At 52.7% G+C, this 14,043-nt stretch carries 15 protein-coding genes; 6 read left to right on the top strand and 9 right to left on the bottom strand.

Going from position 1 to position 14,043, the window contains the following annotated elements; genetic code table 11:
- Window position 1: 1 nt before the first annotated feature.
- The 8 genes from hscA to cysE all read right to left on the bottom strand — a co-directional run bounded on the left by hscA (window position 2) and on the right by cysE (window position 7,118).
- Window positions 2–1,891 (bottom strand): Fe-S protein assembly chaperone HscA, encoded by a 1,890-nt coding sequence (gene hscA, locus ACT53C_RS10800; RefSeq protein ID WP_476146080.1) that lies wholly within the window; start codon window positions 1,889–1,891, stop codon window positions 2–4.
- 6 nt (window positions 1,892–1,897) lie between these two features.
- Complete coding sequence (hscB, locus tag ACT53C_RS10795; protein ID WP_275356831.1) at window positions 1,898–2,410, bottom strand: Fe-S protein assembly co-chaperone HscB; 513 nt, start codon at window positions 2,408–2,410, stop codon at window positions 1,898–1,900.
- 43 nt (window positions 2,411–2,453) lie between these two features.
- On the bottom strand, window positions 2,454–2,777 hold the full coding sequence (gene iscA / locus ACT53C_RS10790) for an iron-sulfur cluster assembly protein IscA (protein WP_194747017.1): 324 nt from the start codon (window positions 2,775–2,777) through the stop codon (window positions 2,454–2,456).
- Window position 2,778: 1 nt separating this feature from the next.
- Window positions 2,779–3,162 carry a Fe-S cluster assembly scaffold IscU gene (gene iscU / locus ACT53C_RS10785; RefSeq protein ID WP_194747016.1) on the bottom strand — a complete coding sequence of 128 codons (384 nt, stop codon included), beginning with the start codon at window positions 3,160–3,162 and terminating at the stop codon, window positions 2,779–2,781.
- A 181-nt stretch (window positions 3,163–3,343) separates the two neighbouring features.
- Window positions 3,344–4,561 (bottom strand): IscS subfamily cysteine desulfurase, encoded by a 1,218-nt coding sequence (locus ACT53C_RS10780; protein ID WP_476146078.1) that lies wholly within the window; start codon window positions 4,559–4,561, stop codon window positions 3,344–3,346.
- 26 nt (window positions 4,562–4,587) lie between these two features.
- Window positions 4,588–5,733 (bottom strand): cysteine desulfurase family protein, encoded by a 1,146-nt coding sequence (locus tag ACT53C_RS10775; protein ID WP_476146076.1) that lies wholly within the window; start codon window positions 5,731–5,733, stop codon window positions 4,588–4,590.
- A 27-nt stretch (window positions 5,734–5,760) separates the two neighbouring features.
- On the bottom strand, window positions 5,761–6,231 hold the full coding sequence (iscR, locus tag ACT53C_RS10770) for a Fe-S cluster assembly transcriptional regulator IscR (protein ID WP_194747013.1): 471 nt from the start codon (window positions 6,229–6,231) through the stop codon (window positions 5,761–5,763).
- Window positions 6,232–6,383: 152 nt separating this feature from the next.
- The gene (gene cysE / locus ACT53C_RS10765) at window positions 6,384–7,118 is read right to left on the bottom strand and encodes a serine O-acetyltransferase (protein WP_275356828.1); all 735 of its coding nucleotides are present in this window, start codon (window positions 7,116–7,118) and stop codon (window positions 6,384–6,386) included.
- A 200-nt stretch (window positions 7,119–7,318) separates the two neighbouring features.
- On the opposite strand from cysE, the gene ACT53C_RS10760 reads away from it, so the two are divergent.
- A complete protein-coding gene (locus ACT53C_RS10760; protein WP_476146073.1) occupies window positions 7,319–7,627 on the top strand; it encodes a YkgJ family cysteine cluster protein in 309 nt (102 codons plus the stop codon).
- Between the two features lie 119 nt (window positions 7,628–7,746).
- Here ACT53C_RS10760 and ACT53C_RS10755 read toward each other — a convergent pair whose 3' ends face one another.
- Complete coding sequence (locus ACT53C_RS10755; RefSeq protein WP_476146071.1) at window positions 7,747–8,499, bottom strand: RNA methyltransferase; 753 nt, start codon at window positions 8,497–8,499, stop codon at window positions 7,747–7,749.
- Window positions 8,500–8,583: 84 nt separating this feature from the next.
- Here ACT53C_RS10755 and ACT53C_RS10750 point away from each other — a divergent pair, with 84 nt between their 5' ends.
- The 5 genes from ACT53C_RS10750 (at window position 8,584) to ACT53C_RS10730 (ending at window position 13,874) form a co-directional block, all read left to right on the top strand.
- Window positions 8,584–9,393, top strand: a complete 810-nt coding sequence (locus tag ACT53C_RS10750) for an inositol monophosphatase family protein (protein ID WP_476146069.1) — start codon at window positions 8,584–8,586, stop codon at window positions 9,391–9,393.
- 248 nt (window positions 9,394–9,641) lie between these two features.
- Entirely contained in the window at window positions 9,642–12,188 is a 2,547-nt protein-coding gene (gene mutS, locus ACT53C_RS10745) for a DNA mismatch repair protein MutS (RefSeq protein ID WP_476146067.1), read from the top strand.
- A 10-nt stretch (window positions 12,189–12,198) separates the two neighbouring features.
- Entirely contained in the window at window positions 12,199–12,798 is a 600-nt protein-coding gene (locus ACT53C_RS10740; RefSeq protein ID WP_476146065.1) for a nitroreductase family protein, read from the top strand.
- Window positions 12,799–12,892: 94 nt separating this feature from the next.
- Window positions 12,893–13,261 (top strand): thioredoxin family protein, encoded by a 369-nt coding sequence (locus tag ACT53C_RS10735; protein WP_313984185.1) that lies wholly within the window; start codon window positions 12,893–12,895, stop codon window positions 13,259–13,261.
- A 286-nt stretch (window positions 13,262–13,547) separates the two neighbouring features.
- Window positions 13,548–13,874 carry a hypothetical protein gene (locus tag ACT53C_RS10730; RefSeq protein ID WP_476146063.1) on the top strand — a complete coding sequence of 109 codons (327 nt, stop codon included), beginning with the start codon at window positions 13,548–13,550 and terminating at the stop codon, window positions 13,872–13,874.
- Window positions 13,875–14,043: the final 169 nt, after the last annotated feature.

Here is a 14,043-nt window from a genome sequence, read left to right as displayed (position 1 = left end):
ATCAGAGTTCCAGTGAATCCAGGTTTTTACCGGCCAGCGCTTTTTTGACAGACGCATCCATGCGTCTGGCGGCAAAGGTTTCGGTGGCATGGTTGAGGGTTTCGGTCGCTTGCTTGATGGCTTGGCTATCGTGTTCATTACACAGGGCACGTAACGCCTGGATAGACGCTTCTATCTGCGCGCGCTCCGCCGTATCGAGCAAGGTATCGCCACTCTCTGCGAGGGCGGCTTCAATCGCTTCAATCAGGCGCTGGGCATCGACTATCGCTTCACGCAGCATGCGTGCCTGTTTGTCTGCTTCGGCGGCGCCAAACGAGTCTTTGAGCATACTGGTGATTTGTTCTTCGTTGAGGCCATAAGATGGCTTGACGGTGACATTTGACTCGACGCCACTGGTCTGTTCGCGCGCGGAGACCGAGAGCAGGCCATCGGCATCAATCTGAAAGGTGACGCGGATACGGGCAGCCCCGGCCGCCATGGGCGGAATGCCACGCAGTTCAAAGCGTGCCAGTGAACGGCAGTCGCTGACCAGCTCGCGCTCGCCTTGTACAACGTGGATCGCCATTGCCGTTTGGCCGTCTTTGTAGGTAGTGAAATCCTGGGCACGTGCAATCGGCAAGGTCGAGTTGCGCGGAATGACTTTTTCAACCAGCCCGCCCATGGTTTCCAGTCCTAAGGACAGCGGCGTCACATCCAGCAGCAATAAATCATCGCCACTGCGGTTGCCTGCCAGAATGTTGGCTTGAATGGCAGCCCCCAGGGCCACCACTTTGTCCGGGTCCAGATTGGTTAAGGGTTCTTGCTGAAAAAAGGCTTGTACGGCATGACGGATATGCGGCATGCGCGTCGCGCCGCCAACCAGTACCACGCCCTTGATTTCATCGATGGCCAGCCCGGCATCGCGCATGGCTTTGCGGGTAGGGCTCAGGGTTTTATTGACCAGATGTTCAGTCAGGGCAACAAACTGGCTCACGCTCAGTGTTTCATCCACCAATGCACCATTACTGAGTTTGCAGACAATATTGGCTTCATGGTTATCGGTCAGCCACTCTTTCGCCTGGCGCGCTTTGGTCAGCAACAGGCGCGTGTCTTCTTCGGTTAACGGTTTGAAGTCTGCCGTTTTGCTACGCACCTGATCAAGCACCCAGCAGTAAATCCGGTGGTCAAAATCATCCCCGCCCAGGGCAGAGTCGCCATTGGTTGACAGGACTTCAAACACCCCTTTGCTCAAGCGCAGGATGGAAATATCAAATGTACCGCCGCCCAGGTCATAAATCACATAGACGCCTTCTGCCGCGTTATCCAGGCCGTAGGCAACGGCGGCGGCCGTCGGTTCATTGAGCAGGCGCAAGACATGCAAGCCTGCCAGTCGGGCCGAGTCTTTGGTCGCCTGGCGTTGCGCATCATCAAAATAGGCGGGCACGGTAATGACTGCACCGGTGAGTTCACCGCCCAGCGCCTTTTCAGCGCGCACTTTCAGTGTCTTTAAAATCTCGGCAGAAATCTCGATCGGGCTTTTGAGCCCGGCACGGGTTTTCAGCTCCAGTATGCCGTGTGAGCTGTCGTTCTCGACAAAATGGTAGGGGATATGTGCGCGGTCGGTGATGTCGTGCAGGGCCCGGCCCATAAACCGTTTGACCGAAACAATGGTATTCACCGGGTCCTGGCTTTGTGCCGCTTGCGCCTCATGGCCGACGACGACAGCCTCTTCGAGGTAACGTACCACAGAAGGTAACAAGGCATGCCCGTGTTCATCGTGCAACACGGTGCTCATGCCGCTACGCACGGTCGCCACCAGCGAGTTGGTGGTGCCTAGGTCTATGCCCACCGCCAGTTTGTGCTGGTGTGGGTCTGGGGAAAAACCTGGTTCTGAAATCTGTAATAGGGCCATGAAATTCTAATCTTCCAACTGGGCGATGATCTGGTGGATATCCTCAGTCACTTTGTCAATAAAACGCATTTTACGCACGGTCATCGCCGCCGCTTGCGGGGCATCAGCCAGCTCGGTTTTCACCTGTTGCTGCAAGTCTTTGGCCGCCAGATGCATTTCTGACAGCAAGCGTTCCAGTGCTGGAATGTCTTTGCCAAACTTGGCGTCTTCCATCGCCTCGCGCCACTCCATTTGTGACATCAGAAAATCCGCGGGCATGGCGGTATTCTGTTCCTCATCGGTAGCAATGCCCTGCAGTTGCAGCAGATAACGGGCACGGGCGGTCGGCTGCTTCAAGGTTTGATAGGCCTCGTTTGCCAAGGTGGCCATTTGCATGGATTGCATGCGTTCAGCAGGGGAGGCGTTCACAAACTTGTCAGGATGCACTTCAGCTTGCAGTTTGCGGTAGTGCGCATCGAGTGTGGCCAGATCAATTTCAAATTGGGCTGGCAGCTGAAACAGCGAGAAATGGTTTTGCATAAAGTCATCAGCCGCAGAAAACGAAGGTTATCTGCGGCAACAATTAAACCGTAAAAGACTCACCACAACCACATTCGTCCTTGACGTTGGGGTTGTTGAACTTAAAGCCTTCATTGAGGCCTTCTTTGGCAAAGTCGAGCTCGGTGCCATCGATGTAGACCAGACTCTTAGGGTCTACAATCACTTTAATGCCATGGCTTTCAAACGTCGTATCCTCTGGCTGCAGATCATCCACAAACTCCAGCGTGTAAGCCATGCCTGAGCACCCTGTGGTTTTGACACCGAGGCGCAAGCCTATGCCTTTGCCACGGTTCGCCAGAAACTTTTCAACACGTTGGGCCGCGGCTTCAGTCAGGGTAATCGCCATATTACGCGCCTTGCTTGGATTTCAAATCGGCAATCGCGGATTTGATCGCATCTTCGGCCAGCACTGAGCAGTGAATTTTCACAGGCGGTAACGCCAACTCTTCCGCAATCGCAGAGTTCTTGATCTCTTGCGCCTGATCCAGGGTTTTGCCCTTGAGCCATTCTGTCACCAGTGAGCTCGAGGCAATCGCAGAGCCACAGCCATAGGTCTTGAATTTGGCGTCTTCAATCACGCCCGCATCATTGACCTTGATCTGCAATTTCATCACGTCGCCGCAAGCGGGCGCACCGACCATGCCGGTGCCGACATTCGGGTCATTTTTGTCCATAGAACCCACGTTACGTGGATTTTCGTAGTGGTCTAATACTTTATCTGAGTAAGCCATGCTCTTGCTCCTATCAATTAAATCGCGGTAATCAGGCTGATTTTCGCGTTTTAATTATTAAAAATATTTCTTTAATGAATAAAAATTGCAGATTTCATTGTCTGGCAAGGCGGAGGCATGCGCCGTTTAGTTTAATTTAAACAAGCATGTCGACAACGCCGCCAGGCGATGAAAGATCACATTAATGCTCTGCCCATTCAACTTTGGACAAATCAATCCCATCCTTGAACATCTCCCATAATGGGGACAGTTCACGCAGTTTTCCAATCTTGCTCTTCAACAAATCTATCGTGTAATCCACATCGGCTTCAGTGGTAAAGCGGCCAATGCTGAAACGGATGGAGCTGTGAGCCAACTCGTCAGAGCGGCCCAAGGCGCGCAAGACATAGCTTGGTTCCAGGCTGGCCGAGGTACAGGCAGAGCCCGAAGAGACGGCGATATCCTTGATTGCCATAATCAGCGATTCACCTTCTACAAAGTTGAAGCTCACATTCAGATTGTGGGGGACGCGGTGATCCAGATCCCCATTGACGTAAGTCTCTTCAATTTGCAGCAAACCATTGAGTAGGCGGTCACGCAACATACGGATACGCTCGTTCTCGCTGGCCATTTCTTCATTGGCAATGCGGAAAGCTTCCCCCATGCCGACAATCTGGTGGGTGGCCAGCGTCCCGGAACGCATGCCACGCTCGTGACCGCCGCCATGCATCTGCGCTTCAATGCGGATGCGTGGTTTACGGCGGACATACAAGGCACCAATCCCTTTAGGGCCATAGGTTTTGTGCGCAGAAAAGCTCATCAAATCCACAGGCAGTTTTTCCAGGTCTATCGTTACTTTGCCGGTGGCTTGTGCGGCATCCACATGAAAGATCACGTTATTGGCACGGCAGACATTGCCCAGCGCTTCGATATCCTGAATCACGCCGATTTCGTTATTCACCAGCATGATGGATGCCAGCACGGTGTCAGGGCGAATGGCTGCCTTGAATTTTTCCAGTGAAATCAGGCCGTCGGCTTCTGGTTGCAAATACGTGGCTTCATAGCCCTCGCGCTCCAGTTCACGCACGGTGTCCAGCACCGCTTTGTGCTCGGTGGCCGAGGTAATGATGTGTTTGCCTTTGCTGGCAGCATAAAAATGCGCAGCGCCTTTAATTGCCAGGTTATTAGACTCGGTCGCACCTGAAGTCCAGACGATTTCGCGTGGATCCGCATTCACCAGTTTGGCAACTTCTTCACGTGCATGCTCAACCGCCTGCTCGGCTGTCCAGCCGTAAGGATGGCTACGCGAGGCCGGGTTACCAAAATCCTCGGTCAGGTAAGGGATCATCTTTTGTGCAACACGAGGATCCACAGGGGTGGTCGCAGAATAATCCAGATAGATCGGCTTTCTTTCAGACATATTTCAATGCTCTTTCCATAAAATACTTATGCCGCGATGGCACTTAACCCTTTGAGACGTTGCACTTCTTTCTGCAACGCGGCTAAAAATTCGCTGATTTCTTCGGCGGTGTTACTGTCGCTCAAACTTACGCGTACCGCACCGCGCGCAAGGTCAGGTTCTATCGCCATGGCCAGCAGGACATGACTGGGCTCTGTACTGTCACTGGAGCAGGCGGAGCCGCTGGCGACAGCAAATCCAGCTTTATCCAGCGCGGTGACCAAGGTCTCACCCTCAATGTTGGGGATGGCAAAAAAACTCGTATTGGGCAGGCGTGGTACATTCTGCGCAAAGATCACTGCACCCAGACGCTGCAATCCGGCTTCAAGCTGAGACCGCGAGGCTTGGGTCGCCTGGCTGCGGCTATGCAGCGTTTGCATGGCAAGCTGGCAGGCCTGGGCAAAGCCGACTATGCCGGCGACATTCTCGGTGCCGCTACGCAAGCCTTTTTCTTGTCCACCGCCGTGCAGCAAGGGCGCAATGTCCACCCGTTTGTCCAGAATCAGCGCACCGACGCCAACCGGACCACCCATTTTATGGCTGGAAATCGTCATCGCATGCACGCCCAAAGACGTGAAATCCACAGGCAACTTACCAAACGCTTGTACGGCATCGGTATGGATCAGCGCGCCACGCGCTTTTGCCAGCGTTGCCAATTCAGCGACCGGCTGTAAGGCACCTGTTTCGTTATTTGCCAACATGCAAGATACCAAGCCTGTGCGTGTGCTCAGCGCTTGTTCGGCTTGCTGCAGGTCCAGTGTGCCTTCGGCCGTGACCGGCAGCGTTGCCACTTTCCAGTCATGCCACGCCAGCGACTGCGCCGGTTTGGTGACACAGGGATGTTCAATGGCACTGATCAATAATTGCGTGGCACTCAAGTTGGCCGCCATGCCCTTGATGGCAAAGTTATTGGCTTCGGTACCCCCGGAGGTAAAAACCACTTGCGACGGTTGCACACCCACACATTCGGCAATCTGTGCTCTGGCCAGTTCCATGGCATCACGCGCATTGCGCCCATACACATGGCGACTGGTTGGATTGCCACTCACTTGACCCAGCCATGGCAACATGGCGTCCAGCACTTGCGGTTTCAGTGCGGTGGTGCTGTTGTGGTCAAAGAATGCGGTGGTCATGGACTTGGTGTGCCTTGATGCCCGGCCTTAAGCCGCAATGCTGGCTTCAGAGCCACATTTTCGCGGGGCAAAGATCACCTGGCCGGTAGATTTGTTGCGTTGCATGTCTACCATGTCGGCCAGAGTGACGCCTGACAGGTAGTCCAGAATTTTGCTGTTTAAAGAAGCCCATAGCTCATGCGTCATGCAGCGGCCTTCTTCATGGCAATTCTCGTTGCCACCACATTGGGTCGCGTCAATTTGCTCATCTACAGCAGTGATAATGTCAGATACAGAAATCTCATGATGCGCTTTGGCAATACGGTAACCGCCGCCGGGACCGCGCACGCTTGAAACCAGGCCTTGTTTGCGCAAGCGACTGAATAACTGTTCAAGGTAAGATAATGAAATGCTTTGGCGCTCACTGATGCCGGCCAATGTCACTGGTTTATCCGCTTCATAGAGCGCGATATCCAACATGGCGGTAACGGCAAAACGACCTTTGGTAGTTAATCGCATCTTGAGATGACCTTTAAAAACAGTATTGAATTATAGAATAACCTACTGTTTTAGTCAATTATTATGCTGTAAAAGTTCAGTCTGTTTTTATCCATCTAATCAAGGCCTCAATGCGGGCCCGAGGTCAGGCTGGAAAGGCCTGTTCGCTGCCTTTATTCCGGCTTTTTGGCAAACGCCTCACCGACATTGCTGTCGTTTTCCACATCATTGAGCCTGGCGACTTGCGCCTTCAGCTCGGCAATTTCTGCTTCTTGCTTGTGAGCGTGATCGAGCAAGCCGTTGATCGCCTTGATCATCGGGTCATTTTCATCATTGCCCACCGCATAGGCGTTGAACCCCATTTTCTGTGCGACATCATGGCGTTGCTTGGCTTTTTCCTCCTCGAGGATACGTGCCGGAATCCCTACCGCAGTGGCGTTTTCAGGGACGTCTTTGACCACCACGGCATTGGAGCCGATTTTGGCGTTCTTGCCGACGGTGATGGGCCCCAAGACTTTAGCTCCAGCGCCAATGACCACACCAGATTCCAGTGTCGGATGACGTTTGCCCTTGTTCCAGCTGGTGCCGCCCAAGGTGACGCCATGGTAGAGGGTGCAGTCATCGCCAATAATCGCTGTTTCACCAATCACCACGCCCATGCCATGATCAATAAACACGCGCCGACCAATGGTGGCGCCGGGATGAATCTCGATGCCGGTCAGCCAGCGGCCAAGATGCGACAACGCGCGCCCCAGCCAATAGAGCCGGTGGCTCCATAACCAGTGACTGAAGCGATGCAGAATCAGCGCGTGGACGCCAGGGTAGGTGGTCAGAATCTCGAAATGTGTCCGTGCGGCCGGGTCACGGTCAAACACAATCGAAATATCTTCTTTAAGATGTTTGAACATGCGCGCATTATGCCACAAGTCTTGGCTTAGGCTTGCCGGGTTGTTGCTTGGGAGGGATGGTCAGCCACCGCGGGCTAAGAGATCGCAGAGGAAACCCATGAAACACACGCTTTTGTCTCTCTTTGCCTGGTATAGGCGTTGTGGCTAAAAAAGAGAAAGCCGTTAAAATAGCGAGCGTTTTTATTAGAAATTCGTGTTGAATGTCAGATCATTGCCAATCCTGCGGCGCCTGTTGTGCCAGTTTCCGCGTCTCGTTTTACTGGGCTGAGACTGACGCGCATCCACTGGGGACGGTGCCGGCAGCCATGACGAAAAAAGTCAATGAGACCTATGTCTGTATGCAGGGCACCGAGATCAAGCCGGTCCGTTGTGTCGCCTTGCAAGGCGAGGTCGGGCAAGCCGTCGGGTGCAGTATTTATGCCTTGCGCTCGAGCACCTGCCGCGAGTTTGAAGCAGGCTCGGTCGTTTGCAATGAGGCGCGGGCGAAGATCGGGTTGGCGGCGATTTGATGGCGTATGGGGGACAAATATTCACCGCCGATAAACGCAGATAGACGCGGATGAAAAAGCAATCGGCATTTTGCTTCGTTATCTGAGCTCTGCTCGTCCTTTTGTGCTGAACGCAGCCACTAATACTTGCTGTGTTTCTTGGGATTGACCGTGAGCGTCAAAATCCCGCGCAACAGGTTCACTTCTTCTTTTTCGAGCCGGGTACGGCCATACAGGCGGCGCAAGCGCTCAAACAGTTTTTTCGGTGCACGTGGATTGATATAGCCGATATGCTCCAGGACTTCGCGCATGTGCTCATAAAAACGCTCCAGGTCTTCCTGCGTCGCCAGTTCCACCGGTTTTTCCTGGTAATGCAGTTCACCGGTCGTCACCGCCATGCGGGTTTCATAACACATCACCTGCACGGCTTGCGCCAGATTGAGCGAGGTGTATTCCGGATTGGCCGGAATCGTAGCCAGCACATGGCAGCGGTCCGCTTCGGCGTTGCTGAGTCCGCTCATTTCGGTGCCAAACACCAGCGCGACCTCGCTATGGCTGGCGACAGTTTTGACTTCCTGTGCTGCTTCACGCACGGTCATCACCTGTTGCGACAACGAGCGCTCTTTGCCGCTGACGCCAATCACAAACTGGCAATCAGCCAGCGCTTCTTCCAGGGTTTGTGTGACCACGGCGTGGTCCAGCACATCACCTGCATTCACGGCCAGTGACTTGGCTTCGCCATCGGGAAAGTGCTTGGGACGCACCAGATAGAGCCGGTTCAGGCCCATGGTTTTCATGGCGCGCGCGGTCGAACCGATATTGCCAGGATGGCTGGTTTGGCATAACACGACGCGGATATTGTTAAAAATGGGGGATTCAGAGGTAGAAGACATGCGTATATTTGGTCGTTGTGTTTGTGACACAGCGCTTAAAAAGCTAAAATAGCATTTTATCAGTGTAATCAAGAATCCCACAGCATGCATCCAACCCTCAATGTCGCCATCCGCGCCGCGCGTGAAGCTGGCAAAATCATTAACCGTGCCGCCATGGATATTGGCGCCCTCAAAATCGAGCAGAAAGACACGAACGACTTCGTCAGTGAAGTGGATCGTGGTGCCGAGCAAGCGATTATTGCCGTACTCAAGGACGCGTATCCCACCCACGGCTTTTATGGCGAAGAGAGCGGTAAATCCAACAGCGAGTCAGATAGCATCTGGATCATCGACCCCTTGGACGGAACGACCAACTTTTTGCATAGCTTCCCGGCCTATTGCATCTCAATTGCCTTGCAAGAAAAAGGCGTGCTGACGCAAGCCGTGATTTACGACCCGGTGCGTAACGACCTGTTTACCGCCACCAAAGGCAGTGGTGCGTTCCTGAATAACCGCCGTATCCGCGTCACCCAGCGCGCAAAACTGCAAGAAGCGTTGCTGTCTACCGGCTTCCCATTCAAAGATTTCAGCTACTTTGAAACCTACATCAATATTTTCCGCGACATGGCCAAGAAAACCTCTGGCTTGCGCCGTCCTGGTTCGGCAGCACTCGACCTGGCTTACGTTGCAGCGGGGTACAGCGATGGTTTCTTCGAGATTAATCTCTCCCCTTGGGATATTGCTGCAGGCGCTTTGTTAGTGCAGGAAGCTGGCGGGATCGTCGGTGACTTTGAAGGCAACGAAAGCTGGTTGCGTACCGGCAATATTGTTGCGGCTAATCCTAAGGTATTTAGCCAAATGTTGCAGGTGATTGCACCGCATTTAACCGAGCGGATTAAAACGCCGACTTTGTAATTTTGTATTGCGTAAAGGCTTGTTACAAACCCGGAGTTGAATCCGGGTTTGTTTTTTTTCTGGCACGACAATCCGCATCAAGGTTGTTCTCCTCACTTGAGAGAATGACTTTTTTATAGATTTATTGGTCACGGTTGTATTCGTCATGCCGCTGGCCGGACACATGATCATCCTGCATCCTTTTGTTGTAAGATGCCAAGGCTAAACACACTTATTCACTCAACCCATACTCGCACTGATTTATCCGCATGTCTTTCGAAAACCACACCCCCATGATGCGTCAATACCTGACGCTTAAAGCACAGTATCCAGATATGCTGCTGTTTTACCGCATGGGTGATTTTTACGAGCTGTTTTTTGAGGATGCAGAAAAGGCAGCACGGTTGCTGGGCATTACGTTGACTCGCCGTGGCGCCAGCAATGGGGAGCCGATCAAGATGGCGGGCTTGCCATACCATGCCGCCGAGGGTTATCTGGCAAAACTGGCGAAAATGGGTGAGGCGGTTGCGATTTGCGAGCAAGTGGGCGATCCGGCGACTTCCAAAGGGCCGGTGGCGCGTGAGGTGACCCGTATCTTGACGCCTGGTACGCTCACCGATGCGGCGTTATTGGATGAGACGCGCGATAATACCTTGCTGTGTATTGCCAGAGGGGAGGGCGTGCTAGGCCTGGCGCGGCTCAATTTAGCCTCAGGTGAGTTTGTGTTGAGTGAAATTGCACCTGGCTATTTGTTGCAAGAGCTGGAGCGCATCCATCCCGCCGAGCTGGTGATGGCTGAGGATCATACCGTTGAGGCTGTGCAGTCGCTGCGTTGTGCGAAAAAGCGCTTGGCCCCATGGCAATTTGATCTTGAGACGGCCAACCGCAGCTTGACCCAACAGTTTAATACGCATGACCTGGCTGGTTTTGGCTGTGGCGAAATGCCTGCAGCCGTGACGGCGGCGGGGGCCTTGCTTGAATATGTGAAACATACGCAGCGTACGGCCTTGCCGCATATTGTCGGCTTGCGTGTCGAGCAGAGCCATCATTACCTGCAACTGGATGCGGCCACGCGGCGCAATCTGGAAATTGACACCACCATACGTGGTGAAGCCAGCCCTACTTTATATTCCCTGCTAAACTCGACGCAGACCGCCATGGGTGCGCGTTTGTTGCGGCACTGGTTACACCATCCTTTGCGTAACCAGCAGGTCATCCAGCAGCGGCACTTGGCAGTTGCCGAGTTATTTGAACAGTTTTTAGATCAAGCCTTGCAGCAGGCTTTGCACCACGTTGGTGACATTGAGCGCATGACCGCCCGCGTGGCGCTCAAGTCGGCCAGGCCGCGCGATTTGTCTGGCCTGCGTGATAGTTTGTTGCAATTGCCCGCGCTGGTCAGTAGCTTGCCACAAGTACACTCTGGGTTGTTACTGAGCTTGCTCACCGAGTTGCAGGTGCCTGCTGAAGCCTTGCAGATATTGGTACAAGCGATTCAAGCCGAGCCTTCTGCCGTATTGCGCGAAGGGGGCGTGATTGCAACAGGTTACGATGCCGAGTTGGATGAGTTGCGGTCCATCCAGACCGACCATGGCGACTTTCTGTTGCAGTTTGAGGCGGCAGAAAAAGCCCGCACCGGCATTGCCAACCTCAAGGTGGAATACAACAGCGTGCATGGGTTTTACATTGAAATCAGCCGCTTACAAGCGGAGAGTGCACCGCCAGAATACCGCCGCCGCCAGACCTTGAAAAACGTAGAGCGCTTTATCACCCCCGAGTTAAAAGCGTTTGAGGATAAAGTGTTGAGCGCCAATGAGCGTGCGCTGGCGCGTGAAAAAATGCTGTATGAACAGGTGTTGGAGGCCTTGCTACCGCACATCTCGCAGTTGCAGCGTATTGCCACCGCCGTGGCAACGCTGGATTTGCTGGCCTGTTTTGCCGAGCGCGCACGGTCACTCAATTATGTGCAGCCACAATTCCGAGCTGACACCGGCCTGGATATTCAGGGTGGCCGGCATCCGGTGGTCGAGAGTATCGCCCAGCCCTATGTGGCTAACAATGTCGCGCTGAATCCTTATCGGCAGGTATTGCTGATCACCGGCCCTAACATGGGTGGTAAATCGACCTTTATGCGGCAGACCGCGTTGATTGTATTGCTGGCCTACTGCGGCAGTTTTGTGCCTGCGCAAAGCGCAGTGATTGGCGAGATAGACCGTATCTTTACCCGTATCGGTGCCTCTGACGATCTGGCAGGTGGCCGCTCGACCTTTATGGTAGAAATGACCGAGACTGCCAATATTCTCAATAATGCGACTGCCAATAGCCTGGTGCTGCTGGATGAAATTGGCCGTGGCACCAGCACTTTTGATGGCTTGAGCCTGGCTTGGGCAGTCGCCAAACAATTGCTGGAAAAAAATAAATCATTGACCTTGTTTGCCACCCATTATTTTGAACTGACCCGCATCGTTGATGAAGCCAAGCATGCCGCCAATGTGCATCTGGATGCGGTTGAACATGGCCAGGGCATTGTCTTTTTGCATAAAGTTGAAGAGGGTGCTGCGACCATGAGTTATGGCATACAGGTGGCACAGCTGGCCGGCATTCCAAAGTCTGTCGTGAATTTGGCCAAACGCAAATTGCAGCAACTCGAAAACCAGACGATTATCGCTACCCCGCAAAATGATTTATTTGCCAGTGCCGAGGCGCCCGAGGAACCGCCTGCGCATCCGGTGGTCGCACACCTAGAACGCATTCAGCCTGACGACCTGACACCTAAGCAGGCGCTAGAGTTACTTTATCAATTGAAAAAACAACTGTGAGGATCCCCGCATGCAAAAACCAGCTATTACCCAGCAGCCTATTCACGATCTGATAGCCCAACGTTGGAGTGGCCGCGCCTATGATGCCAGCCAAGGTGTGAGTAAAGAGCAAGTCATCAGCCTGCTAGAAGCAGCCCGCTGGGCGCCTTCCTGTTTTGGTGACCAGCCATGGCGCTATGTCGTTTGCAACAAGGCAGAGAACCTGCAAGCCTGGCAAGCCGCATTTGACTGCCTGGTGCCCGGCAACCAGAGCTGGGCTGTGAACGCACCGGTATTACTACTGATTTGTGCGGATACCTTGTTTAGCCATAACGACAAACCTAACAAATGGGCGCCATACGATACCGGCGCCGCCACTGAAAACCTGTGCCTGCAAGCTACCGCACTGGGTTTAATGGCCCACCAGATGGGAGGCTTTGACGCTGATAAAGCCAGAACTGCATTTAAAGTGCCTGAGCGTTACCAGATTTTGGCCATGGTCACTGTCGGCTACCAGGCGGATGTGGAAAGCCTCACGGGTGAAACCAAAGAGCGTGAAACCGCAGCGCGTAGCCGTAAGCCGCTCAATGAGCTGTTTTTTAATGGGCAATGGGACCAAAGCATTGTTTAAACTTTGCGCGTTTGCAGCAAAAGCGGTTAGCGTGCCTGCCATCCTCTGCTAAAATGCTGGCGATAAAAATATAATTGAACGGATTGGAGATCATATGGCAGTCGTTACGCTGACCAAAGCAAATTTTAAAGAAACCATCGAGAATAACGCGTTTGTGATTGTCGATTTCTGGGCCCCGTGGTGTGATCCTTGTGTGGCTTTTACGCCCACCTTCGAGGCCGCGGCAGCAAAAAATCCTGATATCGTGTTTGGCATGGTCAATACCGAAACCGATCCTGAAATCTCAGATTATTTTGAGGTCAAGCAGATTCCAGGCTTACTCGTGATACGTGAACGCGCAGGCATACACGCACAAGTCGGCGAGATTGGCGCGCCAGCGCTGGATGAAATTATCAAATGGGCACGTGATTTTGATATGACGCCGGTGCGGGAATATTACAAAGCCGAAGACGCCAAGCAATAATTGGTGCGTTTGCCGGAGATTAAAAAGCCATGCTAAGCATGGCTTTTTGCTTTTCTGCGACGATTAATTTTTATCACTGCTTGTATGTCGCATCACTGGTTGAAAGTTTGCCCCTATCGACTACAATCACAAAAACAGTAACGCTCTGTCTCTATATTAGTAATTTAATAAGGAGACGCATAAACAGTAAAACCAAGTAAAGAGCAATGGATTCCAGCCATGTATATCAAATATCCAATTCTTAATATAGAGACCCATGGGTCTCTATAATTACTGTTAGGCATTTATGTCTTATGGTTATGTAAATGAAGATGGGGCTTGGCCAAAAGAACCTAGATTTATTAAATGGCTTCTCTGGTTTATTCCGCGGGCCAATCCTGACATTGAGTCACTATTCCCTATGGTACGTCGTTGGGCACTTGAGCTGGATAGCAGTGGCAAACCTATACGTGAGGTCGGTTTAGGTGATGAAAATAGAGTTTTGTTTAAAGCGCCAGATCATAGAAATCGTGGCATGTGGACAGATAGCTCTGTGTTAATACAAAATATTGAACCCATGAATGAAGAGAGTTTTAACAGTCTCTGGGAAAATGCGCCAAATAATCATGCCTAACCCATCCATCAAGCGGGACTGGCGAAAACAAGCTTCTATGAAAATAATTTTAATAACTTTGGCTGTGCCACCATTCTCGCCAGCCCCTTATCTCAAACGTTAGGGCTCTACCCGCATGCGAATGCCAAATCATCTCCTTCTCGCTTGGCTGGCACCGGCATTGGCCTTT

The organism is Methylophilus sp. DMC14, from assembly GCF_056314085.1.
Note: the sequence above shows the minus strand (reverse complement) of the source record. Positions and strands in the feature narration are given on the sequence as shown.

What these genes read in the sequence shown, in the direction of transcription:
- hscA (WP_476146080.1), bottom strand. Translation starts at nt 1,891, where the DNA reads ATGGCCCTATTACAGATTTCAGAACCAGGTTTTTCCCCAGACCCACAC.
- hscB (WP_275356831.1), bottom strand. Translation starts at nt 2,410, where the DNA reads ATGCAAAACCATTTCTCGCTGTTTCAGCTGCCAGCCCAATTTGAAATT.
- iscA (WP_194747017.1), bottom strand. Translation starts at nt 2,777, where the DNA reads ATGGCGATTACCCTGACTGAAGCCGCGGCCCAACGTGTTGAAAAGTTT.
- iscU (WP_194747016.1), bottom strand. Translation starts at nt 3,162, where the DNA reads ATGGCTTACTCAGATAAAGTATTAGACCACTACGAAAATCCACGTAAC.
- ACT53C_RS10780 (WP_476146078.1), bottom strand. Translation starts at nt 4,561, where the DNA reads ATGTCTGAAAGAAAGCCGATCTATCTGGATTATTCTGCGACCACCCCT.
- ACT53C_RS10775 (WP_476146076.1), bottom strand. Translation starts at nt 5,733, where the DNA reads ATGACCACCGCATTCTTTGACCACAACAGCACCACCGCACTGAAACCG.
- iscR (WP_194747013.1), bottom strand. Translation starts at nt 6,231, where the DNA reads ATGCGATTAACTACCAAAGGTCGTTTTGCCGTTACCGCCATGTTGGAT.
- cysE (WP_275356828.1), bottom strand. Translation starts at nt 7,118, where the DNA reads ATGTTCAAACATCTTAAAGAAGATATTTCGATTGTGTTTGACCGTGAC.
- ACT53C_RS10760 (WP_476146073.1), top strand. Translation starts at nt 7,319, where the DNA reads ATGTCAGATCATTGCCAATCCTGCGGCGCCTGTTGTGCCAGTTTCCGC.
- ACT53C_RS10755 (WP_476146071.1), bottom strand. Translation starts at nt 8,499, where the DNA reads ATGTCTTCTACCTCTGAATCCCCCATTTTTAACAATATCCGCGTCGTG.
- ACT53C_RS10750 (WP_476146069.1), top strand. Translation starts at nt 8,584, where the DNA reads ATGCATCCAACCCTCAATGTCGCCATCCGCGCCGCGCGTGAAGCTGGC.
- mutS (WP_476146067.1), top strand. Translation starts at nt 9,642, where the DNA reads ATGTCTTTCGAAAACCACACCCCCATGATGCGTCAATACCTGACGCTT.
- ACT53C_RS10740 (WP_476146065.1), top strand. Translation starts at nt 12,199, where the DNA reads ATGCAAAAACCAGCTATTACCCAGCAGCCTATTCACGATCTGATAGCC.
- ACT53C_RS10735 (WP_313984185.1), top strand. Translation starts at nt 12,893, where the DNA reads ATGGCAGTCGTTACGCTGACCAAAGCAAATTTTAAAGAAACCATCGAG.
- ACT53C_RS10730 (WP_476146063.1), top strand. Translation starts at nt 13,548, where the DNA reads ATGTCTTATGGTTATGTAAATGAAGATGGGGCTTGGCCAAAAGAACCT.